Source organism: Trinickia camelliae, from assembly GCF_053525655.1.
On the sequence record NZ_JBCHAA010000020.1, the window covers coordinates 52,637 to 77,954 of the forward strand.

The following is a 25,318-nucleotide window of genomic DNA, read 5'->3' on the forward strand; positions in this document are numbered from 1 at the left end:
GTTAGGCGCTTTAATCGAGCGGGCTTTGAAGTAACCGCTCACCAAGGCGAACGATAGATCGCCGAGGCCGGATCCATACGCGCTTGCCCGCTTAGCGCACGAAGTGAGGTGGCAGCGGACAGGTTGGTTTTGTTTGTTGCCGTTTCCCGCTCTTGAGAATTGCCATGCAACGAAACAACACTCGAGCCCGTGACCGTTTTCCGCGGAGCGGTGTCTTCCGACGACGAACTGGAATCGCCGGAGGAGTCAGGGGACGCCAACTGCTCTACCGGCGTGAGCCTATAACTCGTCAACTGCGCTTCCGAAGCTTGCCCGCGACGTCCGCTGTCACTCTTCGAGAGATAACTGTCTTCATAGTCTTCGGGGGCGCCGAGCACGGGACTCAGTGGCGATGCGGATGTCGCTTCTTCGCCGCGCCGTTCGCCGCCGCGCGATGAACCGTGGTTCTCCGTCGAATGTGAGACGCCGAGGCTCGAGAGGTAGCTGTCGTCATAGTCCCGAGGCGCACCCAGTAGCGGGTTCGCAACCGCCTCGGAAGCCGCGCGCGGACTTTGCCCCGCGCGATGTGCGGCAGACCGGACCTGTGCGGGATTGAGGCTCTCTTGCGCTGCGGCCGACGCACAATAAAGCGCGCATGCCGCAGCAAGGAGCGCTGCGTACTGGGTCGTCTTTTCCATAAGCGCTTGTCGTGTCAAGACGTGCAAAGGAGACGGCCGATCGCCGCGCGGGTTATCACCACGAGCCGTTCTTCGCAGCATCGCGTCCGATCGTGTAGTAGGTCCAGCCGTCTCTCTTCATCGCAACCGGGTCGTACAGATTCCGTCCGTCAAACACGACGGTGTCTTTTAGTGCGGCCTTCATATGCTCGAAGTCCGGGCTGCGGAACTCCTTCCACTCGGTCAGAATCACGAGGGCGTCGGCATCGTGCAGGGTGGCATCGCGGTCCTTCGAGAAGCGGATGCCCTCATAGGTATCGGGGTCGAGATCTACCGCGAGCGCCCGCCTGGCCTCGTCCAGTGCCACTGGGTCATACACGCTCACCGAAGCGCCCGCGCGCAGCAACTCCGCAATCAGCGTCCTGCTGGTCGCCTGCCGCATGTCATCGGTATTGGGCTTGAAGGCGAGACCCCAAACGGCAAAGCGTTTACCTTCGAGCTCGCGATTGAAGTGACGCCGGATCTTGTCGAACAGCACCATCTTCTGCTGCTCGTTGACGAACTCCGCCGACGCCAGGATGTTCAATTCCATATCGTGCTCACCGGCCGTATGCATCAACGCGCGCACATCCTTTGGAAAACACGAGCCGCCATAGCCGCATCCCGCATAGAGAAAGCTATAACCGATACGCGGATCGGAACCGATGCCCCTGCGGACTTGCTCGATGTCGGCGCCGACGCGATCGGCGAGGTTGGCGAGCTCGTTGATGAACGAAATCCGCGTCGCCAGCATCGCATTGGCGGCGTATTTGGTGAATTCGGCCGAGCGCACCTCCATGAAAAGCGTGCGCTGATGATTGCGATTGAATGGCGCGTACAGCTGCTCGATCAAGCTCTTCGCGCGCAAACCGGGCACGTCGGCATCGCAGCCGATCACGATGCGATCCGGACGCATGAAGTCTTCGACCGCGGCCCCTTCCTTCAGGAACTCGGGGTTGGAGATCACCGCGAACTGCAAGTCGACGCCGCGCTCCGCCAGTTCGGCTGCGATGACATTGCGAACCTTGTCTGCCGTGCCCACCGGCACCGTCGACTTATCGACGATCACTTTGAAGCCGGTCATATGCCGTGCGATGCTGCGCGCGGCGGCGAGCACATACTGCAGATCGGCTGAACCGTCCTCATCCGGCGGCGTGCCCACGGCGATGAATTGGATATCGCCGTGCGCGACGGCCTCGGGAATGTCGGTGGAAAAGCGAAGACGTCCTGCATCGCGGTTGCGCTCGATCACATCCGACAATCCGGGCTCGTAGATCGGTACGACGCCGTTATTGAGCTGATCGATCTTGGCCGAGTCGACATCCAGACACAGCACATCGTTGCCTAATTCCGCCAAGCATGCTCCGGTGACGAGCCCGACATAGCCTGTTCCGACAATAGTGACTTTCATGTGTCCGAGGTGCAAAAAGAAGGGATGGCGAGGAGTAGCGGGCTGCTCTATGTCCGCTGCTCGTGAATACGAATAGAAGACCGACAAGCACGCATCTTTACCGAAAGAATTGGCGTTTAGGGCAGGGTGGCGAAAGGAGACCAGATATTTTCATTTTTCGCCAAATCCACCGCCATGGCTGCGAATGGAGATGTCGAAAAAGACAAGAAAATTCGCATAAGGATATTTCCAAAATTTATAAAAAAAACCCGCCGATGAAACTGGCGGGCAAAATGGGGGAAATGGACCCCTCTGGAATAGCAATCGCTGGGCGCCTGATTGGCGGGCGTCCTACGTGGATTTCGCCATCGGCCGTTTGCTCGCGCGGTATTCCGTCGGTGTCGTTTCGAGGTGCTTGCGGAACAGCTTCGAGAGACGTCCACCGCTGCCGATGCCGCAACGCCGTGCAATCTTGTCGACCGGCAAATTGGTTTCGACGAGCAGGCGGCAGCTCATGTCGAGCCGCACGTACAAGAGGTAATCGGATGGCGTGACCCCCATCTCCATCTTGAAGCGCCGCAGGAAATTGCGCTCGCTCATAGCGGCGATTTGCGCGGCGTCGTCGATGGCGATGGGCCGGTCGCCGTTTGCCTCGAGCCACCGAGCCGATTCCTGGATCTTCTCGCTGACGCAAACCGACGCGTTCTTGCGCACGATGGAGGTGAATTGCGTTTCAGCAGGAGGCGCAACCCAGTTCGAGATCTGGCGCGCGGTCTCCGCGCCGAGGTCCTCTTGAACCACCGACAGCGCGATACGCAGCGGGTCCGCGGGCTCAGCCATTGGGGAGGCGCTGGCGACATTGCGCAAGGACTTGGCGACGCGCTCGCCATACCCCCGCCCATTGGCGGCCTGTCCGAAACCGGCAGCTTCGAGGAGCAAGCGGCCTTCGGCGATCGGGAATATCAGCTCGGTGCGGGGATAGGCGCGGCGCAGCCACGTGACCAGCCGCTCGTCGCGCAATGCGTTGGCTGCTCCGATGCCGCCGACGATGAAGAGCGCGTGGAAATCGTCGGTATTGCGCAGTGTCTCGACGCTGTCTGTCCAGACGAAGACAGACGACGCGCTGGCGATTCTTCCGCCGGCCGCTGATAGCAAACAGACTTCGTAGCGCGCGCTACCACGCTGCGCCGAGCCGGCAAAGGCATTTGCCGAGTGGAATACCTCTACGATCGCTGCCGCACCGGGAAGTGCAAAGCCGTTGAACAACGCCACGCCAATACGCTTTGCAAAGCGCGTGTCAGGCAGGGCAATCGGCAATACGGAATTCCGTTGAATTTCGGCAAAGCACTGCATCTGACTTTCCCCGGCAAATTGGTGGTCTCGTTCCGATCGTCTTTGAGTCGGATTAATCGAACGAGGCGATCCTACCTAGGGATAGCCCTTATCAATATTTAATGGCCGAAATTGCCAACAAGTTGTCGGATAGCGTCAATCCATAAAAAAATGGCAATTCGCCTCGTAAATCAATGCGCATAAGTGATGTTTAAAATTGCGCGCAAACGTTTTCGTAATAATTCGAAATATTTGTTTTCGGCTTTACATCGCTTTAGAACTACTAATCTAGCGTGGTCTCTTTGGATGCACACAACGAAGGTGCGATGAAGGAACGCACCGATTCCTGGAGGCCAGCCAGAAAGTCGTATAGGTAGGCATTGAACTCGGCGTTCACTTCCGGGTGCCTTAGCGCAAATTCGACCGTTGCCTTCAAGTAGCCGAGCTTGCTGCCGCAATCGAAGCGCGTGCCGTGGTACTTGTACGCAAGCACTTGCTCGTCGGCGAGCAGCGACTGGATCGCGTCGGTCAATTGCAGCTCACCGCCCGCGCCCGGCTTCAACGCGCGCAGGTGATCGAAGATGCGCGGCTTCAGCACATAGCGGCCCACCACGCCCAAATTCGACGGCGCGACTTCAGGCGTCGGCTTCTCGACGATGCCGGTCATTTTGATGATCGAGTCTTCCCATTTCTTACCCGCCACGATCCCGTACGATTTTGTCTCCGACGGCGGGATCTCTTCGACGCCGATCACCGAGCTGTGATAGTGGTCGAACATTTCGATCATCTGCTGCATCACGGGCGGCTCGCCATACAGCAAGTCGTCCGCGAGGATCACCGCGAACGGATGGTCTCCGACGAGCTTCTCGGCGCACAGCACCGCATGGCCGAGGCCGAGTGCTTCGGGCTGGCGCACGTAGAAGCAGTCGACATGGCTCGGCTTGATGCTGCGCACGAGCTCGAGCAGCTTGTCCTTGCCGCGCGCTTCGAGTTCGGCTTCGATTTCATACGACTTATCGAAGTGGTCCTCAATGGCGCGCTTGCTGCGGCCCGTGACGAAGATCATTTCGGTGATGCCGGCGGCCATCGCTTCTTCGACCGCGTATTGGATCAGCGGCTTGTCGACGACCGGCAGCATTTCCTTCGGGCTCGCCTTGGTCGCAGGCAGGAAGCGGGTACCGAGTCCAGCTACAGGAAATACGGCTTTCTTAACCTTGAACATGCAAGTTCCCGAATGTCGTCACCGTGATTGAAACCGGAAGCGCGCTTGCGTGTGCCTATGCCATGGCAAGCCCGGATTCCGGAAATGTGCCGGTCAAGCGGTCAGTGTTCACACGCTTGCCGTAAGAGCCGGGGTGAGCATAGAACGTTAGATGGGGGCTCGTGCTGCATGTGGCGGAAAGCATGCCGATTTTGACGGAAACGGCCACAACGCAGATTTAGCGAAGGAAAGAATCGGTAAGCGAGCGAGCCTTAGGCATGGTCGGCAAGCGAAATGGCCGAAAGGAAGCGCTTGCGGAATACGCTAAGCAGGCGATCCTGAGCGAGGCGGTCAAGAGCGCCTCTTAACGCGGTCATCTCTTGGATCGAAAAGCGATGCAGGAACTCCACGCTATTCGTTATCTGCCGCATGGCTTCTCTATCGAAGGCAACGCCAAAACCGGCGGTGCGGGCATGCAGCGCACGTGACGAAGGTGCCTTGGCGTGCGTGGAATCGCTGAGCTGTGCGCTCTCGAGCGCAACGGTGCGAGGTATGAGTACGACGTCCGCGGCGGCCAAGAGCCACCGGTGCTTGGCGTCGTCCGATAGCGAGCCCATTTGCGTGACCCGGTTGCCGAAGCTCTCGAGCATCGGTTGATGGGCCATCTCGACGCGGCCGACGAGCGCGAGATGCGTATGGGGTGATCTGGCGAGTATTTGAGCGGCGCGGACCCATGGCGCCGCATTGCCGGTCGAGGATGGTTCGGTAAATGCCACCATGACCAGCGTCTCGTCAGCAAAGCCGAACAGCTGGCGCGCCCGGTTACGCTGTTCGGGCGCCAGGTGTCCGTGCCATGGATCTGGAAGCACGATGACGGGGCGGCGTCCTATCGCTTGCCCTTCCAGACTCTCGTGAAAGGCAATCAACGTGACATCGGCGTCGGCAAGCGACGCAATCGCGTCCTTAGCGATGCGGCTCGATTCCGCAGGCGTGCGCCGAGCTGCAAACAAGTCTTCGCTGCGGTGTCTGACGGCGAAGCAGTGAGCCTTTGCAAATCGCTGCTTCAGCGCCGCTGCACTGGCAACGAAGGCATCGAAGTAGTCATCCGCACTCAAGAAGATGAGGTTGGCGAGATCGTCAGGGCCAACGATTTCTGAGCAGGTGTCAAGCAACGATTCGAACTGCGCGAGTTCGAGGGGGCCTGTAGTGGCGCTCAGATCGACACTCGACGGGATGAAATGGAGATTCGGGCAGGCCGAATCCAGCCATTTCGTCAATTCGGCCGTAGCGTAATCCGCGCGAGTAACGATGTAAATCGGGCTGGTTGAACGTTTGCGCAGTGCCGATATGGCATTGGAAAGGATCTCAAGGCGAACGCCGCGTGCCACCGGTTCAATCAGTATTGTTGGAGCGATCACGGTGAGTTCCACTATAGCAATTCCGCAACAGAGCAGTTGCGCATTGTTTGCTGATATGTAAAAAGGAATCTGACGCGCGCGAATAATAGAATGGCGAGCGCCATACTTTTTTTGATCAATTAAGGGTAAGCCAAAGCAATTGCCTTATTCAGACAAATTGTTGCCGATTTCTCCCGCGCTATCGAATCGAAGCCTTGACATTGCCGGTCCGGTTTTTTCGATGAGGCAGGTGCGGCGCCGGGCCGCTCGGTCGTCGCGTCACGTTGCCCAGAATGCAGTGCTCCGCGCAAACGGCGCTGGTTCTCATCGCCCTGCGAAGCGAAAGTGGGGTTGCGCCTGAAATTCAATAAGGCGGTGAATTTAATTGCGGTTTCTTTCGGAATCAAGGGTTTAACCAATTCGGACAAAACCTTGCCAAATGTCGCCAGCTGCAATCGACGGCATTGGCGGGGTGGGTAAGATGCGCTTCACAAGAAAAGAGGAAGCTGATCGATTGCGCCACGGGGGCAGTATGCAAGCACAAACAAGCCACACGAGATATCGCCAAGCGATATCGCAATGCTCGGCGCCTCTTGCCCCAGAGGCCGAGTCGAAGATCGCAGTAGTCGTATTCGATGGGTTTTCGGTGATGGAGGTTGGCCTGGTCGTCGAGGTTTTTCATCGCGCAAACCGGGCCAGCGAGACCATGTCCATGCGACGGGGAGACAAGCAGTTCTCGGTCACGGTGTTGTCCGTCAGAGGCGGGTACGTGATCGATTCGTTATCGATTCAGGTGTGGACCGAGTCGATCCGCGACTGGCCGGCGGAGAAGCTGGATGGCGTCTTCGTGATCGGAGGCGGCCATGCGTCGCGCGCGGCCGAGGACCCGCACGTCATTGAATCCTTGCGCCGATTCTTGGCAAAGGCGGGTGTCGTCAAGTGGGACCGCGACGGGAAACTGCACGCGGCGGTGACGTCTACGGTGGCCGTGACGGCAGAAGCGGCAGCGCCAGTCGGCCCGCCTGTGAAGCGTGTGCGCAGCCGCGCGGGCGGGCGGACCTTTCCCTTTGGCGGCGACGTCGAGAGTTCTCTTGCCGTTGCACTGTCGCTCGTCAAAGGCGATCTGAGAAAGCAAATCGAGTCGCAGATGCTGCAGCGAATGAAATCGCTGCACGTCGGCGTGGGCGAGGCTGGCCCGAGCGAGCGCGATGAATCGGATTGGACGGACCGCATACGGGCTGGCGCGAAGTGGCTGCGCGAAAACTACAAGCGGTCCATTTCAATCGCGCAAGCCGCGGAGGGCGCTGGCATGAGCGAGCGCACCTTCTTGCGCCGCTTTAAAGCTGAGACCTCAATAACGCCTTCGGAATATTTGCTAGGCATTCGTCTTGAGGCGGTGTGCCGCTTGCTGATCGAGACCACCTTGCCGGTGGACAAAATCGCGCGTCGCTGCGGAATGGGCGGCGGCGAGCGGCTGTCGCGCGTCTTTAGGCGCCGGTTTTCGCTAACGCCGACCGAGTATCGCGCTGCCAATTCGGGCGTGACCGATTCGGAGCAACCAGACGCGGCATGACGGGCAGCACACGCAATCGAATGATGTGCCGTGCTTGCCGTCATTGCGCCGTCTTTCTAGTTTGACGACAAACGTGGCGTGCCTCGGCTTAGCGGCCGATATCGGCCGTTGATCAAGTCGCCAAAAGATCCCGAGAGATCGAGTAGCCACGTTATTCCTGACAGAACTACCAGTTGCGCAACGAAGGAAAAAAACCATGCGTCGATTCCTGCCGCGCTTAGCGTGTGGGTGACGGCGGCATTCACCACGCCGTTGAATCCGAGAATCGGCAACGTGTGTCGTCCTAGCCACCGTAGCGTGCACATGCGATGCAGGATGAGAGCGAGATAGCGCAGCATCAGCGCGCCGACAATCGCCGCCGTAACGTTCACAACGACGAACGGCAACTGCGTGCCGAATGTGCTTGCCGGCATGTTCACCGGATCGCCCGACGAAAGCACCAAGGCTGCCCAGATCGCGCCGGTGAGGCACAGACCTTCTGCTTGCCGTGCAGTCAGTCCGCCCGGAGAAAACGGCAATGACCCGGTGAGCCGTGCCAGCGAGCCCAAGCCGAAGAACAAGGCCGCGGAAACCGCAATGTGCAAATCGAATGCAATGAACGGCAAGAGGCGCAAGCAGCACGTGCCGACTGCGCCGGCCGCGATCAACACGAACGGGGTAAGCGCAAGGGAGAGATGGGTCAATGCGGCAGCGGCGACTTCGATGCTGAACAAGCAGAACAGAAACCAAAGAGGCGAGCAAAGAAAATTGCCTTGCTCGTAGGGGTCGCCAACGGCCGTGCCAATCAACAACGAGAAGAACGTGTGGCCATCGATGTCGCCGGCGACCAGCTTGGCGGCAAAGATCAATCCGCAAATCGCGCCGATTGTCCATGCCGGTGCGATAAGGCGCGCAAATCGGCGCCTTATATATTCGACCGCTGCGTGATTCGCCAGCTCAGCATTGAACAAATATCCCGAGAGCAGGAAGAACGCCGGAATATGAAACGAATAAATGTAGCGATGAAGTTCGGCGGGCAATCCTTTAGTGTCCCCGAGCACGGCAAGCAGAATGCCGAGGCCGCGGAACGTGTCGATCGCACGGTTGCGCTTCGTTGCCACTGGCTTGCCCCGTATCGTGTAGCGATTGAGGGATGCTAGACGAACGCATGGCGGAATACGTCATGAAAACCGCATATGACGGATTGCGCCAACTGTTTGACTGAATAGGCCCTATCTCGCCTTTTACCATGCGAACCGTTATCCGCATTTATCGTGCAACGCATCAATTGTTGTACGCGAGGTCGGGCATACGCATATTTCGGGCGCTCATTCGATGTGCTCATGCGAATGCCAATGCGTTGGACTGGTTGAAACTTTAAAGCGTGTCTCGGTGAATTGGCTGCCGCTGAATGGCGGACCGTTCGGTTGCGGGCACGATGAACTCGAGATAGTTCCCCATTCCGCTTGTCGGCGGCACTACGGCCGCGTGGACTCGCTTTGCCGGCTCGGAACGAGGGGGACGGTCGATCAACGTAAGCAACTCCCAGGATAGATGCCTAATAGATTGCGCGCACAACGACCACCCTCGGCACCGAAAGCGCTGGCTCTCGGGGCGGCCTTGGCGCTTTCGGCGTCGGCACATGCCGCCGACCCAGCGCTGAATGCCTTCGGTCAAGCCGGCGGATTGGTGATTCCGTACGCGTTTGGCTTGCCTGAGGGCGTTGCGGAGGGGCAGTACAACAACTACATCGATCCGCGCTACGGGAAGCAGGCTACGAACTCGCAGGTCTACTGGGGTGCGGTCGGCTTGCTGCCTTACGTCGAAGCGTCCGGCGGATTGGTGAACTATCCGGGCGATGTGACCGCGCGTTTGCCCGGTGCCGACCACATCGTCCTCCGGCACTTGATGGCGAACGTCAAGCTCGAGGTGCCCAAGTTATTCGAGTACCAGCCGGCGATCGCGTTTGGCATGACGGATGTCGGTGGACAGACGCACTATTTCCGCTCGACGTATGGCGTCGTGTCGCAAACCTTTGGTCCCGCGACGCTGACGGTCGGCTACGGCACGGGCGATCGCCTAAACGGCGTGTTCGGTGGCGCGCAACTGTCGCTTTGGAACACGGGCATTTCGCTGCTTGCGGAAGACGACTCGAAGACCCCGTATGCCGGCGTACGCTATCAGTCACCTGCAATCCACTGGCTCGCGGACGCGAGCGTGGTCGGCACGGTCATGCGTTCGATTCGAAAAACAGACGGCGTAGCGCCTCGCACGTCGTTCTCGATCGGCATTCAGATCCCGCTCGGCAAGCGGTTCACCGCACAAGGTTGTGAGGACGGTCTTTGCAAGGTGACGCAGGCCCGGCAGAACGTCGACGTGTCGAACTCTTATCAGGCAGAGACGCTTAAGCTCGGGAAGCTTCCGCTCCCCGCTGTGTCGACGGTCACGGCCGATGCGGGCACCCTCACGCAAGACGTGAAGCCGTCCGTGCCAACAACGCAATCTTATGCCTCGACCGTCGTCAACGACGCAACGCCGCAGATTGCCGACGCTCGCACATCACCGATTCCCGACGCGCTCGAAAGTTCGGCATTCGACTCGATCTTCCGCAAGCTGACTGGTGCCGGACTGGAGCGCGTGCGTGTCGGCGTCAGCGGCAAGGATTTGATCGTCGAATACGAAAACCACCGCTACAACCAAAATGAAGCCGACGCGCTAGGTATCGTGCTGGGCGTGGCGAGCGCCAACGCGCCGATTGGTATCGAGCGGATTCACGCGGTGATCAAGAAGGCCAATGAACCGCTTGGCGAAGTGATCGTCGACCGTGCCGCGTACGCGCAATTCATCGCAGGAGGTGCAGCGGGTCCGGCCAGTACTTCGATGACGATGACGACTCGCCTGACCTACGACGCCAGTTCGATCGTGTGGTACGGCAACGAGCATGCCCACGGACTGACGCGCATTCGCATTTCACCGATTGCGAGCTATCTGTACGGCACCGAGTACGGCAATTTCGACTTGTCGCTCGGCGCGAACATCGAAGGGTTCGTACCGCTTTGGCGTGGTGCGGAACTTTATGCGAACTACGTTGCGCCGCTTTACAACACAAAGAACATGGACGCCGGCCGCGTCTTTAGCCAATACCGCTTGAAAGGCGGGCTCGAGTCGGTCGCCTTGACACAAGGCTTCTGGGTGATACCGCAGATCTTCAACTTGGCGGCTGTCGGCAAGTTCGACTACAGCTATGTCGGCGTCGAAAACGAGACCACAGCGTTCGTGCCGGGACGTCCCGATCTCGTGCGTCTGCGCCTCGCGTATCTGCATCACGAGCCGGGTCACGACGCGCTGCCGAGCGAGAAAAATGCCGAGCTCACTTACCGCTGGGTCCAGCCTTCGTGGAAGGTCTGGGTGGAGGCGGGCGTCGCGCGCTACGTCGGCGGAGACAAAGGTCCGCTCATTACGCTCACACGCTGGTTCGACGACGTCGCGATCAGCGTGCATGGCGAGCACAGCGGTCAAGGCAGCTTCGTCGGCGCGACGATCAGCTTCCCGCTCACACCGCGCCAGGGCATGAAGCCCGGCATCACTCAGGTTTCCGGAGACGAGCAGTTCTCGCTCGACTTCCGCACGCGGGTCGGCTCGACCAACTACTTGAGCGGCAACGCCGCCGAGAACCTGAGTTTCGCGTACAGCACGCAACAGAATTTGCTCAATCAAGGGCGCTTCAGCGGCGCGTATTTCAGCACGCAGATGTACCGGATGCGCGATGCGTATTTGCGCTACGCCGCGCCAAACGGCGACGCGCCGAAGCCGGACGTGCATCCGGCGACGCTCGATGGATCGATTGCTGCCGAGTCATCGCACGGCTGTGGCGGCGGTTTGCAAGGTGTAGGCGAGGGGCAGGCGCGGGTGCCTGCCAGTTGCAAGTGATTTCTTCCTGGGAGAGAAACGATGAAGCTTTTTCATGGTGCTAAGCAGCGCACGCTGCAGCTCGGGGCCGTTGCGCTCGCAACCAGTTTGCTGGCCGCTTGCGGCGGCGGCAACAGCAGTGGAAGCGCGCCGTCGGCCACGGTGAGCGGTACGGCGGCAGTTGGGGCGCCTATGGCCAATGCGTCGATCACGCTGAGCTGCAAGAGTGGCGCGTCGAGCGCGACCGCCAATTCCAACGGGGCCTATACGGCGACATTCGCGTTCGACGGCCCGTGCGTGATCACGGCGACGAATGGCACGGCCACGCTGCACTCGTTCGCCTCGGGCGCCGGAACATACAACGTGACGCCGCTGACGGAGCTGCTGTTGAGCTATATGGCCGGACAGCTCGGCACGACGCTCAACGGGCTACTGGGCGCAATCACGACGAATACGACGTATCAAAGCGCTTTGACGAACAGCACGGTGATCGCCAACGCGCAGAACAGCGTCGCGCAGCTCATCAAGACCCAGTACGGCGTGACGCTCTCGACGAACTCGTTCCTGACGGTGTCGTTCACGCCGGGCCAGGCGGGCGCCGACTCGGATCTCGACACGCTGCAAACGAAGGGTGCAATTACGAGCAGCGGGCAGCCGGCATCGAGCTTGTCGAGCGCTGCTGTTTCGGCTGGCGCATCGTCGCCGCTCGGCAGCGGTTCGAGCGGCGGCACGACGGGCTCGGGCAGTGCGACGGGCGGCACGGGCGGAACCGGGACGACGGGCTGACGGGCTGACGCGCTTGCGCTCGGCAATACGTCGATTCTGTTTGTCAGGCCCGCCTTCCGCTCACGAAGGCGGGCACATCAACACACGTTGTGCAACATTCTGACTAGCTGAACCTTGCTGGCACGCCGATTCCCGGGCGGCCGGAGAACTCACATGCGCATCGGCAAAATGGAAGATCGCGTCGCCCGCCTCGAACGAGGCATCGAGCATTTAGCGGCTTGCCTGGCGGTGCAGGCTGCATTCGCTCAGGCGCTCGCCGAAAACTCCAATCAGACCGCGCAAGTCGCGCAAGTATTCAAGCACGCTGTCGATATCCTGCTTTCAATGCAGGACGAACGGCCGGTCTCCGCGGATTTCGAAGAGACGGTAGCGCTTCAAGCCAACGCGTTACTGGAATCCCTCGCCAAGTCGCGCGGCGCACCTAAAGGCAGGCCCTAAGAAGGCCAAGCTGTACTGTGACGCTAAACAGAACGAGTCAAGCGTGAGCGGCTTGGGTTTTGACGGTGCGCCGCGAGACCCTCCCGATCGTCGCTTGCGGCAGCGTCGCAATCAACGTGTGCAACGTGAAGTCGAAGTCTTCCGCAGCGATGTCGAAGGTCACGCGCACGTCGCCGCGTATGGCTTCGATGCCTGCTACGTACACGCCAAGCGGGCAGTGCAGCAGCGCCCGGATTTGCGCGCGCGATTGTTCGGGCGACGCAAAGTGGAGGCTTACCGGCAACAACACACGCTGAGATGAAGGAAACGGGATGACGTTGTTGCGCGAGACCGATTGTGCCGGCACGCTGGATTCAGCGTGGACGACCTTGAGCAATTGTGTGGAAGCCATGGTAGGTAACGAAAACGCCCTGGTTGATCAGCTTGATTTCAGAGTACGCACAGCCGGATAAACGTGGTGCAAAAATGCGGGCGTTGCATGGAAAAATGCGGTACCGCTCCCGTCAATACTTCAACGCGGCCGGTGTTGCGAAGGCGTTGTTGCGTGCCGTAGCGCTGAAAGCCGTCTTAATCACGCTCATGCGATCGGACACTCTTCTAGCGTAGCCTCTCGCACCACCGCTATAGCGAACCAGCGCGTCGTGGACATCGCCGTCCGATGCCTCGATATAGTCGCGCAGGATCGTGGACCCGATGCTGACGTTGGTGCTCGCGTCGGTGAGATCGGAGGTGCGCTGCACGAGGTCTCGATGCTGCGAAGGCAGCACTTGCATGAGGCCCTTCGCGCCGACCACGCTTACCGCAAAGCGGTCGAAATTGGATTCGACCGCAATCACCGCGAGCAGCAGCAATGGCGAAATCGTGTCGCGTTTCGCTGCGTTCAGTACCGCATGTCCGATTTTCAACGACTCCTGCAGGCCGATATGAAACCGGACGTTGAGTACCGTCGCGATGTCTTCGGCAGTGGGAAGGCCGTCTTGCGACGTGTCGGATGCCGGCGCGAGCGGTGAGCTCGAGGGCGACGCGATATCGGATGCGGCGGCACCCGATGTATCCGCGCCATAACTGATTCCGTGACTCAAGCTGACGGCTACGATTGCCGCAAAAACAAAACTGCGAAGGCTGCGCGAACGCGCGCTTAGCCGATCGCCGAAATTGTTGTTCATGGGTGATAGCGTTTTCGTCGATGTAACTGACGAAAACATTACCCGCCGATGCCGATCGATTTCAGAAAAAGGCGGCCGTCGTTCGCAAAAATTGCATAAAGATTTCAATGCGCGGCGGCATTGTTTACACCGGCTTTACGGTCCATCAGCGAGTCTTTACGAATTCCCCATTCGTCCAGGGCGAGAATGTCTCTCATATCGTGGGGGAAAGTCATGCTGGGCCTGACGTTTTGGAAGTACGCGAGCGAAGAGAAGGACCATGAAAATGGTGGCGGGTCGCCGGCGCCGCTGTCCCCACTCGCAGCGAAGCACCGGCGTCAGCAGAAACTGCGAGTGCTCGTCTTGACGGGCGCGGCCCTTGCCGCTGTCGCAATCGCGCTCGGATTGCCGGTGATCGGCCTGACCGTCTATCTCATGGCGACGCTGCCGTTCATCCTCTTTGCCTCCTGACTGCGTCTTCTGATCCTCCATCCGTTCCATCGCCTAGATCGCTGATCGCGACGCTCTAGCAGGGTGTCGCGATGCGCGCGTCTGACTCGCACGCCTGCCAATCCACAGCCGTTCATCTTTTCGAGGCCGACGCTGAACCCCGCGTGGCGTTGTTTCTATGCGCCGCTTCCGGATGCGTCCTGCCTTGCCCTTCACGCACTCGAACCCGTTTCCGGCACCCGTTCAGCGTTTTCCCTTAGTGCCGTGCGCTTGCTTTCGCGCGTAAACAACTTATGATCTATAACGAATATCAAAAATAACTATATCAGCCGGGACAACGATTGGAGACGCTCACATGAACCTTAATCCGCAGCACGACACTGCCTACGAGCGCAAAACGCTCATCCTTCTGGCGCTGGGCTTCGGCCTCGTCGGCCTCGACCGCTGGATCGTCGCACCGCTGTTTCCGCACATGATGCGCGACTTGGGGCTCGATTTTCAGCAACTCGGCAGCCTGATCGGCATTCTCAGCGTCGCATGGGGCGTATGGGCGATCGCGATGGGACCCGTGTCCGATCGGATTGGACGCAAGAAAATTCTCGTCGTCACGATGATCGCGTTTTCGCTGCTGTCGAGCCTGTCGGGTCTCGCCGCAAGCTTCGGAAGCCTGATGCTGATCCGCGCGGTCATGGGCGTCGCGGAAGGCGCGTTCACGCCCGCAAGCGTGGCGGCCACCGGCGAGGCGTCGCTACCGTCACGGCGCGGCTTCAATCAGGGCTTGCAGCTAAGCATGTTCTCGCTGCTGGGCCTGGGCGTCGCGCCAATCATCGCGACGCAGCTCCTGCGCGTCGTGCCGTCGTGGCATTGGGTCTTCATGATCTCGGCGATACCGGGACTGATCGTCGCCGCGTTGATTGCGGCCATGCTGCGGGAGCATCCGAAGAGCGAGTTGCCGGGATCGGAAGCGGGGCACGTCAAGCCGCGCTGGATTGCGCTCTTCGGCAGCCGTAACGTTCTGCTTGCGACGCTCGCCATTCTCTGTGCGATGGCCGGCATCTTCGTCGTCAGCGCGATGGTGCCTACGTACCTCGTCGAAGTGCTGCATCTCGACACGCAAAGCATGGGTTTTGTCGTATCAGCAATCGGCTTTGGCGGCTTTATCGGCTCGTTCGGCGTGGCGGGCGTCTCGGACTTTATCGGGCGGCGTGCCGCAGCGTTCATCGCGTTCGTCGGGGCCGCGGTGCTGCTCTACGTCTTCTCGCAGACTGGCGCCAATCCGCAGCTTCTGTTCGCGCTGTTGTTCGGTATCTCGGTGTTCGCGCTCGGTTTGCTGGGGCTGTTGAGCGGGCCTATTGCGACGGAAGCGGCGCCGTTGGGGCTCGTTGCGTCGTCAGTTGGGTTCGTGTCCGGCACCGGGGAGATTTTCGGTGGCGGTATGGCGCCTGTGATCGCGGGTTATATCGCGCAGCATTTCGGGCTTGCGTTCACGCTCGACTTTGCGCTCGCCGGGCTGATCGGCGGCGCGGTGGTGTCGCTGTTTCTCGTCGAAACGGCGCCGCGCAAACGCGAAGCCCACCTTGCCGAAACGCTGGGCGTGTCGCGCGACACGGTCTGAGCCGCACGCGCACTAGCGCGAATCATCGCATGCAGGGTAATCGATAGCCCGCGCTTCGCAGCGATCCACACGTTTTTCCAAGCAAGCAGTTGAAGCGGCCTGAGCCGGACTGCGGCGCACTCGCGTGCCCGCACGGGCCGCTTCGTCTCATCGAAATCGCACCAAGCACCAGGCACTAAGCAAACCGGCGGCGAACGACTGCCGGACTTTCATATCAGGCAAGGAGAATCCGATGAAGTTGAAAGCAGTCTGTGCGGCGGCCTGCGCGCTGTTCGCGTGCCACGCGTTCGCGCAGAGTAGCGTGACCTTGAGCGGCTTGATCGATGGCGGCGTTTCCTACGTCAGCAATCAAGGCGGAAGCAGCGTCGTCAAGTTCGACGACGGGATCGAAGTGCCGAATTTGCTCAAGATCGACGGCAGGGAAGATTTGGGTGGCGGTCTGAAAGCGGTGTTCGATTTGACGAACCAGTTCACGCTCGGCACGGGTTCGTTCATGCCGGGGCAAAGTCTCTTCGGACGCAACGCTTACGTCGGTCTCGACGATCAGCAGTGGGGGCGCATCACGCTCGGCAATCAATACGATTTCATGACCGATTCGCTGTTCTTCGGCCTCGACGACGCGGCGTTTTACGCGCAAGGGATCTATGACTTTCGCAACGGTCCGTTCGCGAAGCTTGCGTTGCCAAACAATCCGACCGGCGCGTTCGACTGGGACCGCATGGCCGGCGAGCGAGTGCAGAACTCGGTGAAGTACCTGAGCCCCACCATCGGCGGATTTTCGGCGGGCGCAATGTACGGCTTCGGCAATGTGGCCGGATCGATCGGCGCGGGCAATGCGCAAAGCTTCGGGCTCAACTACGTGAATGGGCCGTTCGGCGCCAACGCGGCATACACGCTCACGAAAACGGCAGTCGACGGCGTGCAGGACAGCGTGCGCAACTGGGGCGTCGGCGCGCACTATCACATCGGCAATGTCGTCACGACCGCGCTTTTCACGACGGTGCACAACAATCTGAACGGTGCGGGCGTGTGGCAGGTCGAGGTGGGCGCGGCGTATTCGTTCAACAGCCCGTGGCTGATCAGCGGCGTGTATTCGTACATGAAGGGCAATAGCGTCGTCGACGACAACCACGCGCATCAGGTGACGGCGGAGGTGCAGTACAACTTCTCCAAGCGCACCAACGTGTATGTCGCGGCCGTCTATCAGCGGGCCAACGCAGGAGCGAACGCGCAGATCAACGACGTGATGGTCGCGTCGAGCTCGCCGTCGCAGTTCATCGGGCGCATCGGCTTGCAAACGCGTTTCTAACCACGCACCCGCAAACTGAACCCGCAATCCGCCTTCGATCACCAGTCAATGCCGAAAGGCTGGTTCTCGAAGGCAGCTTGCCGTTTATTCCGTGAAGATCTTGCGCAGTAGGGCTTTTAATTGTGCGCGTTCGGAGTCGCTGAGTTTTTCTATTGCTGTATCGTCCGCGCTTGCCGCGGACCTCAGTGCGCGCCCATAGAGCCGCGCGCCTTGCGTGGTCAATCCAACGTGCTGGACGCGCTTGTCATCGGTGCTGCGCTGGCGGGTCAGAAGGCCGCGCGCTTCGAGACGATCGAGCAGGGTCGCGAGGTTGGGCGGGGCCACCGCGAGCGCTTCAGCGAGGGCCCTCTGGTTGATGCCGGGATTACCCTTGAGGACCGACAACACGCTGAACTCCGCCTGCCGCAGATCGTGCTTTTCCATCTCCTTGTCGAACAACGCCTGGATCACGATGTAGGCGCGTCGAATGTTGTAGCCGACGAGATCGAGCAATTCGGATTGATCGGCTTGCCCGCTGGCATCGTAGTCGGAGGAGGGCGGCATCGAGGACATGGAGTAGGCGAGTTGGCAGAAAAGCATCGGGAAGAACGCGCCGATCATAACACGCAGCCCTAAAAGCGAAGCGGCCTGACGCGTGTCGCATACCGTCGATTTCTTGTTGCCAAAATAGTTATGTGATATAACAATAAGCACGGTAACCGATACTCGATTGGTGATGAATATGACGCAACCCTCCTACGAATTCTTGAAGGTCGAATACGCCGATCCTTTAGCATTCGTTTGTCTGAACCGCCCCGCGAAGCGCAATGCGATCAGCGATCCGCTGGTAGCCGAACTGCGGCGCGCGTTCGAGACGATGCCGGACACGGTCCGCGCAATCGTCCTCCACGCCGAAGGCGAACATTTCTGCGCCGGGCTCGACCTTTCCGAAATGCGCGAGCGCGGCACCGTCGAAGCGATGCATCACTCGCGGATGTGGCATGCGGCGTTCGAACAGATCCAGTTCGGCCGCGCGCCCGTCGTCGCTGTGCTCAAAGGCGCGGCGATCGGCGGCGGGCTCGAGCTGGCGTCGGCGTGTCACGTGCGCGTCGCCGAGGAATCCGCGTTCTTCGCGCTTCCCGAGGGCAGCCGCGGCCTGTTCGTCGGCGGCGGTGCATCGGTGCGCGTACCGCGCCTGATCGGCGTCGCGCGCATGGCCGACATGATGCTGACCGGCCGCGTGTACGACTCGCGCGAAGGCTACGACGCCGGCATCGCTCAATACCGGGTGAGCAACGGCGAAGGGCTCGCGAAGGCGCGCGAACTCGCGGAGCGCATCGCTCAGAATTCGCGAACCACCAACTACGCGGTGACACACGTGCTGCCGCGTATTGCCGATCAATCGATTCAGGATGGCTTGTTGACCGAATCGCTGATGGCGTCGGTGGCGCTATCCGATCCGCAGACACAGGACCGGCTCGCCGCGTTTCTCGAGCACAAGTCGGGCCGCGTGTGGCCGAAGTGAATCGGTTTTGAACGCGACGCGCTAAACAAGACGGCAAGCAAGACCGCGGCAATTAGCAAAGAAGACGGAGACATTCGATGCAAGCACACCCTTATCGACGCGTGGATTTCGGCGTCGGCCCCATCGACGTGACCGAAAACCGCGATGGCACGTTGCGCGTTCGCTCGACGACGCCGCTCGGTGCATTTCCGGCACGCGTCATCGATCGGCTGTTCGAACATGCGGCGGCCGCGCCGGAGCGCACGTTTATCGCGCGTCGCGGCGCGGACGGGCAGTGGCAGCGCGTGAGCTACGAGGAAGCCGCGCGCGCGGCGCGCAGCATCGGCGAGGCGCTGCTGTCGCGCGGGCTGAGCGCCGAGCGTCCGGTGGCGATTCTCTCGGGCAATTCAATCGAACATGCGCTCATCGCGCTCGGCTGCTTGTGTTCGGGCGTGCCCTATGCGCCGGTGTCTCCCGCGTATTCGCTGCTCGATAAGAGTTACGGCAAGCTGCGCCATATTCTTGCGCTGCTTACGCCGGGCCTGGTCTTTACCGACGACGGCAGCCGTTTCGCCTCGGCCATCGCCGAAGCCGTACCGGCCGATGTCGAAATCGTGATTGCGGATGCGCCAGGTGCCGCTCGCGCGAGCACGCCGCTTGCCGCATTGCTGGCAACGCAGCCGAGCGCCGCCATCGATGCCGCGCGCTCAGCGACCGATGCCGACACGATCGTCAAATTCCTCTGCACGTCCGGTTCGACGAAGATGCCGAAGGCGGTGATCAACACGAACCGGATGTGGGCGAGCAACCTCGTGATGGAAACGGCGGCGTGGCCGTTCCTCGCGGACGAGCCGCCCGTCTTTCTCGACTGGCTGCCGTGGCATCACACGTTCGGCGGCAACCAGAACTTCGGGCTCACGCTCTTTCACGGCGGTTCGCTCTACATCGACGACGGCAAGCCCACTGCCGACGGCATCGCCACCACGCTTGCGAATCTGCGTGAGATTTCGCCGACGGTCTATTTCAACGTGCCCAAGGGCTGGGAAGAAATCGCACGCGCGCTGGAAGTCGACGCCGCGCTGCGCGAGACCTTCTATCGCCGCTTGCGCATGCAGTTCTACGCGGGGGCGGCGCTCGAGCAGCCGGTCTGGGATCGCCTTCACGCAAGCGCAATCGCGCACTGCGGCGAGCGGATCGTGATGAACACGGGCCTGGGGATGACCGAAACCGCGCCGTCCGCGCTGATGGTCGTCGAGACCGAAGTGATGGCGGGTCAGATCGGCGTGCCGCTGCCGGGTACGGAGCTCAAGCTCGTGCCAGTCGGAGACGGTGCGAGCCGCAAGCTCGAAGTGCGCTATCGCGGCCCGAACGTGACGCCTGGCTACTGGCGCGCGCCTGAGCAAACCACCGAAGCGTTCGACGAAGAGGGCTTTTTCCGCTCCGGCGACGCGGTGCGCTGGCTCGATGCGTCGCGGCCGAATCGCGGCTTCGTATTCGACGGACGCGTTGCGGAGGATTTCAAGCTCAGCACGGGCACCTGGGTCAGCGTCGGGCCGCTGCGGCAGCGCGTGATTGCGGCGGGCAGCCCGTATGTGGCCGACGTGGTGGTCACGGGTCACGATCGCGATGAAATCGGCGTGCTGATCGTGCCGAATCTGGCGGCGTGTCGCGCGCTGGCCGGCTTGCCCGAAGCAAGCGCCATGCAGGTGTTTGCGCACGCAACCGTTGCCGAAGCGTTTCAGACGATGCTCGATACGCTGTACGCGGGGGGAACGGGCAGCGCGAACCGGGTCGCGCGTGCGGCGCTGCTCGACCCGCCGCCGTCGCTCGCGGCCGGCGAAGTGACCGACAAAGGATCGATCAACCAGCGCGCCGTGCTCGCACAGCGTGCCGCGACGGTCGAAGCGCTGCACCGGGGCGGCGGCTCGCTGACCGTCTGGCTGCCGAGCCGGTAGAGACATCGTTTGGGAGAATGCTGAGGCGTAGTCAATATGAAGGAATGCAAAATATGGAGACGATGAGATGGATATCGACAACCTGATCGCAATCGATACGCACGTTCATGCGGAAGTCTCATGCTGTCAGCCCCCCGATCTGTTCGGCAAGGAATTCGATGACGCGGCGGACAAATACTTCGGCACCGTATTGCGCCAAGGGCGGCGTCCCACGATTCCCGAAACGATCGAGTACTACCGTGAACGCAAGATCGGTTTCGTGATGTTTACGGTCGACGCCGAAAGCCAGATGGGCCGCCGCCGCATACCGAACGAGGAGATCGCCGAATTCGCCGCAAATAACCGAGACATCATGATCGCATTCGCGAGCATCGATCCGCACAAGGGCAAGATGGGTGCGCGCGAGGCGCGGCGCTTGATAGAGGAATACGGCGTGCGCGGCTTCAAGTTTCATCCGACCGTGCAGGGCTTTTACGCCAACGACCGGATGGCCTATCCGCTTTACGAGGTGATCGCCGAATACGGACTGCCGGCGGTGTTTCATAGCGGGCACTCCGGCATCGGCAGCGGCATGCCGGGCGGCGGCGGCCTGCGGCTCAAATATTCGGAGCCGATCCATCTCGACGACGTAGCGGCGGATTTCCCCGACATGAAAGTGGTGATCGCGCACCCGTCGTGGCCGTGGCAGGACGAGGCGTTGTCGATCTGCCTGCACAAGCCGAACGTGTACATCGATTTGTCCGGATGGTCGCCGAAGTATTTTCCGCCGCAACTCGTGCAGTACGCGAATTCGCTGTTGAAAGAGCGGATGTTGTTCGCCTCGGACTTTCCATTGATTCGCCCTGACCGATGGCTCGACGACTTTCAGAAGGCGGGTTTCAAGCCGGAAGTGCATCCGTTGCTGTTGAAGGACAACGCGGTGCGTTTGCTCGGGCTGGGCAATGCAACGCCGGCGCAGGCGGCGTGATCGATACCTGATCGACTTACTGTTGAGGACACTCCATGCAAGCAAAAGGACAGGCGGCGCTCGTCACTGGGGCAGCGTCGGGATTGGGCGCGCAGACGGCGCGCGCGTTGGTGGCGGCAGGCGCGCGGGTGACGCTGCTCGACGTAAACGATGGGGCGCTGGAGGCGCTTGCCGAAGAGCTCGGACACGGGGTGGCGCTCGCACAGCGATGCGATATCACCGATACGGCGTCGGTCGAAGCGGCGCTGGAAGCGGGCGAACGCGCACACGGTACGGCGCGCATCCTGGTGAATTGCGCGGGCATCGGCGGCGCCAGGCGGCTGGTTGGACGGGACGGCGCGGCGATGCCGCAGGAAGATTTCGCCCGGATCATCAATGTGAATTTGCTCGGCACGTTCAACATGATCCGCCTTGCGGCTGCGCGGATGACGCGAACGGAACCGCTCGAAGACGGTGAACGCGGGGTGATCGTCTGCACGGCGTCGGTCGCGGCGTATGACGGGCAAGTGGGGCAGGCTGCCTATGCTGCGTCAAAGGGCGGGCTCGTGTCGCTGACTTTGCCGCTGGCGCGCGATCTGGCGCAGTTCGGCGTGCGCGTCGTGACGATTGCGCCGGGGCTGTTCCTCACGCCGTTGCTTTATGCGTTGCCCGAGGACGTGCAGCAATCGCTCGCGGCTTCGATTCCGTTCCCGAAGCGTTTGGGCAAACCGGAAGAGTTTGCGGATCTGGCCTTGCACGTGGTCGGCAATGCGGCGTTGAATGGCGAAGTGATTCGACTCGACGGCGCGCTGCGGCTGCCGCCGCGGTGAAATCAATCGAACACTGCGCACTCGTTGCCTCGATGCCCGCCGGACGAATAGCGTTGCGGCGGGCATCGAGCATCACATCCTCACAATCGGCTTGATCGTCCGCCCCTCGAGCGAATCCGCAATCGCGACATTGATGTCCTTGAACGGATAGAACTTAACCATCCGCTCGAATGGGAACATCCCTAGCTGGTGCAATTTGATCAACGTGGGAATGAACGTATCGGGTGCCGACTCGCCTTCAACGATTCCCATCAGCCGCCGTCCGCCGCTCATGAAATGCACTTCGTCGAGCACGATCTCCGTACCCGGTGCGGAAGCGCCAAGCACGCCACAGGTGCCGCGCGGCGCGAGCGCATCGGTGGCCTGCCGAATGACTTTGGCGACACCGGTCGTATCGAGCGCATAGTCGATGCCATACCCGGTCAACTCGATCAGTGCGGCGACCACATCGTCACGCGCCGGATTCAGCGTATGCGTCGCGCCCACGCTGCGAGCGAAATCCAGCCGCTCGTCGTGCAGATCGATGGCGACGATCGTCGTTGCCCCGACGACACGCGCGGCCATGACAGCCGACAGCCCGACCGACCCCGCGCCAAACACCGCAAACGAAGCTCCCGCGGCCACACGCAGCGCGTTCATCACGGCGCCCGCGCCGGTCTGCACCCCGCAGGCGAGCGGACCGAGAAATTCGAGCGGCGCGTCGGAAGGCACCTTGACGACATTGCTTGCGCGGCAAAGCGCATGCGTCGCAAACGACGACTGCCCGAAGAAATTGCCATGAATCCGCGTGCCGTCTTTCGATAGCGCGCTGCTGCCGTCGGGGCGCGTAGCAAAGAAGTTGCGCGGGAAAAACGCGTGGCAATAGCTTTGCGCGTGTGCGGCGCATGCGGGGCAACTGCCGCACGAATCGTAGGTCATGACGACGGCGTCCCCCGGCGCGACCTTCGTGACGTTGCGCCCGACGCGCTCGACGATGCCTGCGCCCTCGTGCCCGAGCACGACCGGATGCGGTGTCGGCAGCAGGCCATCGCGCACGACGACATCGGTGTGGCACACGCCGGTCGCGACGACGCGCACGAGAATCTCGTCGTCGCGCGGCTCCTCGAGCTCCAGCGTTTCGATCGTGAGCGGCCCGCCTTTTTCGCGGGCGACCGCGGCTTTGATCTTCATTTTTCGTCTCCTGTCGTGATGCCCAATGTTTTCGCGCTTCAAAACGGCGTGCGCTCGGCCGCTTCCTTGACCGTCACCCATTGCCATTGCGTGTATTCGTCGACATCCGCGGGACCGCCCATGCTGCCGCCGTTGCCCGAGTCGCCGCGTCCGCCGAACGGATTCACGCACTCGTCGGCGACGGTTTGGCCGTTGATGTGCAGGAGGCCGCATTTGAGCCGCTCGCCGATGGCGTTCGCGCGCTGGACCGACGCACCGATGACCGCGCACGACAGGCCGTATTCGGTCCGGTTGGCAAGCGCAATGGCTTCGTCGTCGCTGTCGAACGGCGTGATCGCGGCGACGGGGCCGAAAATTTCCTCGTCGAACGCGCGCATGCCGGGCTGCACGTTCGACAGCACGGTCGGCTTGTAGAACAGGCGTTCGTGCGTGCCGCCGGCTTCGAGCACCGCACCGGCCTCGATCGACGCACGGACGATCGCATCGACGTTCTGCAGTTGCCGCGCGTTGATGAGCGGCCCGAGCGCGACGGTGCCGCTCGCCGGGTCGCCCACGGGCAGCGTGTTGGCCTTCTCGACGAGGCGCCGCGTCAACTCGGCGGCGATCTTGCGATGCGCGACGATGCGGCCGGTCGCCATGCAGATCTGCCCTTGATGAAAGAACGCGCCGAACGCGGCGTTGCTGGCCGCGATGTCGAGGTCCGCGTCGTCTAGCACGATCAACGTGTTCTTGCCGCCGAGTTCGAGCGACACCTTCTTCAGCAAGCGTCCGGCGAGCTCGCCGACCTTGCGGCCCGCGGCCGTCGAGCCGGTGAACGCAATCATCCGAACCTCGGGGGCTTCGACGACGGCCGCGCCCGCATCGGCGTCGCCCGGCAGCACTTGCAGCACGCCTGGCGGCAAGCCGGCTTCCTCGAACGCGCGCGCGATCAGAAAGCCGCCGCTGACCGGCGTCTGCGGATCGGGCTTGAGCACGACGGCGTTGCCGGTGGCGAGCGCCGGTGCGACTGAGCGCATCGACAGGATCAGCGGAAAGTTGAACGGCGAGATCACGCCGACGACCCCATGCGGCACGCGCCGCGCGTAGCTCAAGCGTCCCGCGACGGACGGCAACACGAGCCCCTGCGGTTGAAGTGGCAGGCCGGCGGCGATATGCAGTTGCGTCGCGGCTTCGGCCACTTCGAGTTGGGCTTTCGCCAGGATGCCGCCCGTTTCGCGCGCGATATAGCGTGCGGCGGGCTCGAGGTCGCGCTCGAGCGCGGCGGCCGCGCGGCGCAGGATGGCGGCGCGTTCGCGCGGCGCGAGCGCGGCCCATGCCGGCTGGGCGGCTGCCGCGGCTTGGGCGGCGCGAGCCACGTCCGCCGCCCGCGCCAGGCCGACTTGCGTGAGGCGCTCGCCGGTGGCCGGTTCGATGACATCGCGTATTTCGTGTGCGGTATACCAAATACCATCTGCGCCGCCAAAAAGGCGGCCGGCCCAGGCGTCGTGATCGATGAGCGGCTTCGCCGGACTGTCTGTCATGTTGTTCGTCTCCGTGTTTGAAGTGTCGTGAAGTGCCCGGGGGTAGCCGCGTGCACGGCGCTTGTCTTTGCAATCGGCGTGCCATCGGCGCCGCGCGAGTGGGATTGCTGTACTGCGCAAGGACGCGAGCAGCCTCGGCAGGCAAGGGATGGATGGACTTTCGAGCGCGCGGCCCATGGCCGCGGATGCTGCCTT

Annotated in this window: 23 protein-coding genes; 11 read left to right on the forward strand and 12 right to left on the reverse strand. The window is 61.4% G+C overall.

Annotation, left to right across the window (positions count from 1 at the left end):
• Positions 1-38: 38 nt before the first annotated feature.
• The 6 genes from AAHK20_RS28010 to AAHK20_RS28035 form a co-directional block, all read right to left on the reverse strand.
• Positions 39-677, reverse strand: a complete 639-nt coding sequence (locus tag AAHK20_RS28010; RefSeq protein WP_449184746.1) for a hypothetical protein — start codon at positions 675-677, stop codon at positions 39-41.
• A 55-nt stretch (positions 678-732) separates the two neighbouring features.
• On the reverse strand, positions 733-2,106 hold the full coding sequence (locus tag AAHK20_RS28015; RefSeq protein WP_449184747.1) for a UDP-glucose dehydrogenase family protein: 1,374 nt from the start codon (positions 2,104-2,106) through the stop codon (positions 733-735).
• 330 nt (positions 2,107-2,436) lie between these two features.
• Positions 2,437-3,438 carry a helix-turn-helix domain-containing protein gene (locus AAHK20_RS28020; RefSeq protein WP_449184748.1) on the reverse strand — a complete coding sequence of 334 codons (1,002 nt, stop codon included), beginning with the start codon at positions 3,436-3,438 and terminating at the stop codon, positions 2,437-2,439.
• A 262-nt stretch (positions 3,439-3,700) separates the two neighbouring features.
• Entirely contained in the window at positions 3,701-4,639 is a 939-nt protein-coding gene (gene galU / locus AAHK20_RS28025; protein WP_449184749.1) for a UTP--glucose-1-phosphate uridylyltransferase GalU, read from the reverse strand.
• A 251-nt stretch (positions 4,640-4,890) separates the two neighbouring features.
• Positions 4,891-6,048 carry a hypothetical protein gene (locus AAHK20_RS28030; protein ID WP_449184750.1) on the reverse strand — a complete coding sequence of 386 codons (1,158 nt, stop codon included), beginning with the start codon at positions 6,046-6,048 and terminating at the stop codon, positions 4,891-4,893.
• Positions 6,049-6,155: 107 nt separating this feature from the next.
• Positions 6,156-6,443: a hypothetical protein gene (locus AAHK20_RS28035; RefSeq protein WP_449184751.1), complete on the reverse strand. Its 288-nt coding sequence runs from the start codon at positions 6,441-6,443 to the stop codon at positions 6,156-6,158.
• Between the two features lie 11 nt (positions 6,444-6,454).
• On the opposite strand from AAHK20_RS28035, the gene AAHK20_RS28040 reads away from it, so the two are divergent.
• Positions 6,455-7,588: a helix-turn-helix domain-containing protein gene (locus tag AAHK20_RS28040; RefSeq protein WP_449184752.1), complete on the forward strand. Its 1,134-nt coding sequence runs from the start codon at positions 6,455-6,457 to the stop codon at positions 7,586-7,588.
• A 56-nt stretch (positions 7,589-7,644) separates the two neighbouring features.
• On the opposite strand, the gene AAHK20_RS28045 is transcribed toward AAHK20_RS28040, so the two are convergent.
• Positions 7,645-8,688, reverse strand: a complete 1,044-nt coding sequence (locus AAHK20_RS28045; protein ID WP_449184753.1) for an acyltransferase family protein — start codon at positions 8,686-8,688, stop codon at positions 7,645-7,647.
• 433 nt (positions 8,689-9,121) lie between these two features.
• On the opposite strand from AAHK20_RS28045, the gene AAHK20_RS28050 reads away from it, so the two are divergent.
• The 3 genes from AAHK20_RS28050 (at position 9,122) to AAHK20_RS28060 (ending at position 12,700) form a co-directional block, all read left to right on the forward strand.
• The gene (locus AAHK20_RS28050) at positions 9,122-11,497 is read left to right on the forward strand and encodes a YjbH domain-containing protein (protein ID WP_449184754.1); all 2,376 of its coding nucleotides are present in this window, start codon (positions 9,122-9,124) and stop codon (positions 11,495-11,497) included.
• Positions 11,498-11,518: 21 nt separating this feature from the next.
• Positions 11,519-12,262, forward strand: coding sequence for a carboxypeptidase regulatory-like domain-containing protein (locus tag AAHK20_RS28055; RefSeq protein WP_449184755.1), 744 nt, complete (start codon positions 11,519-11,521; stop codon positions 12,260-12,262).
• Between the two features lie 153 nt (positions 12,263-12,415).
• Positions 12,416-12,700: a hypothetical protein gene (locus tag AAHK20_RS28060; RefSeq protein ID WP_449184756.1), complete on the forward strand. Its 285-nt coding sequence runs from the start codon at positions 12,416-12,418 to the stop codon at positions 12,698-12,700.
• A gap of 37 nt (positions 12,701-12,737) precedes the next feature.
• On the opposite strand, the gene AAHK20_RS28065 is transcribed toward AAHK20_RS28060, so the two are convergent.
• Together AAHK20_RS28065 and AAHK20_RS28070 are read right to left on the reverse strand one after the other, a co-directional pair.
• Positions 12,738-13,091, reverse strand: coding sequence for a hypothetical protein (locus tag AAHK20_RS28065; protein ID WP_449184757.1), 354 nt, complete (start codon positions 13,089-13,091; stop codon positions 12,738-12,740).
• Between the two features lie 112 nt (positions 13,092-13,203).
• Entirely contained in the window at positions 13,204-13,782 is a 579-nt protein-coding gene (locus tag AAHK20_RS28070) for a lytic transglycosylase domain-containing protein (RefSeq protein WP_449184758.1), read from the reverse strand.
• 270 nt (positions 13,783-14,052) lie between these two features.
• Between AAHK20_RS28070 and AAHK20_RS28075 the strand changes: the two genes are divergently transcribed.
• From AAHK20_RS28075 to AAHK20_RS28085, 3 genes are all read left to right on the forward strand, one after another.
• Entirely contained in the window at positions 14,053-14,316 is a 264-nt protein-coding gene (locus tag AAHK20_RS28075) for a hypothetical protein (protein WP_449184759.1), read from the forward strand.
• 334 nt (positions 14,317-14,650) lie between these two features.
• Entirely contained in the window at positions 14,651-15,910 is a 1,260-nt protein-coding gene (locus tag AAHK20_RS28080; protein WP_449184760.1) for an MFS transporter, read from the forward strand.
• Between the two features lie 232 nt (positions 15,911-16,142).
• Positions 16,143-17,219, forward strand: a complete 1,077-nt coding sequence (locus AAHK20_RS28085; RefSeq protein WP_449184761.1) for a porin — start codon at positions 16,143-16,145, stop codon at positions 17,217-17,219.
• Positions 17,220-17,303: 84 nt separating this feature from the next.
• Here AAHK20_RS28085 and AAHK20_RS28090 read toward each other — a convergent pair whose 3' ends face one another.
• Positions 17,304-17,819, reverse strand: a complete 516-nt coding sequence (locus AAHK20_RS28090) for a MarR family winged helix-turn-helix transcriptional regulator (RefSeq protein ID WP_449184762.1) — start codon at positions 17,817-17,819, stop codon at positions 17,304-17,306.
• A 121-nt stretch (positions 17,820-17,940) separates the two neighbouring features.
• On the opposite strand from AAHK20_RS28090, the gene AAHK20_RS28095 reads away from it, so the two are divergent.
• The 4 genes from AAHK20_RS28095 (at position 17,941) to AAHK20_RS28110 (ending at position 22,433) form a co-directional block, all read left to right on the forward strand.
• The gene (locus AAHK20_RS28095; RefSeq protein WP_449184763.1) at positions 17,941-18,723 is read left to right on the forward strand and encodes a crotonase/enoyl-CoA hydratase family protein; all 783 of its coding nucleotides are present in this window, start codon (positions 17,941-17,943) and stop codon (positions 18,721-18,723) included.
• Between the two features lie 77 nt (positions 18,724-18,800).
• Entirely contained in the window at positions 18,801-20,657 is a 1,857-nt protein-coding gene (locus AAHK20_RS28100) for a feruloyl-CoA synthase (protein ID WP_449184764.1), read from the forward strand.
• A 67-nt stretch (positions 20,658-20,724) separates the two neighbouring features.
• Complete coding sequence (locus AAHK20_RS28105; protein ID WP_449184765.1) at positions 20,725-21,624, forward strand: amidohydrolase family protein; 900 nt, start codon at positions 20,725-20,727, stop codon at positions 21,622-21,624.
• Between the two features lie 35 nt (positions 21,625-21,659).
• The gene (locus AAHK20_RS28110) at positions 21,660-22,433 is read left to right on the forward strand and encodes an SDR family NAD(P)-dependent oxidoreductase (protein WP_449184766.1); all 774 of its coding nucleotides are present in this window, start codon (positions 21,660-21,662) and stop codon (positions 22,431-22,433) included.
• A 72-nt stretch (positions 22,434-22,505) separates the two neighbouring features.
• Here AAHK20_RS28110 and AAHK20_RS28115 read toward each other — a convergent pair whose 3' ends face one another.
• Positions 22,506-23,603, reverse strand: a complete 1,098-nt coding sequence (locus tag AAHK20_RS28115) for an NAD(P)-dependent alcohol dehydrogenase (protein ID WP_449184767.1) — start codon at positions 23,601-23,603, stop codon at positions 22,506-22,508.
• Positions 23,604-23,641: 38 nt separating this feature from the next.
• On the reverse strand, positions 23,642-25,123 hold the full coding sequence (locus AAHK20_RS28120) for a benzaldehyde dehydrogenase (protein ID WP_449184768.1): 1,482 nt from the start codon (positions 25,121-25,123) through the stop codon (positions 23,642-23,644).
• Positions 25,124-25,318: the final 195 nt, after the last annotated feature.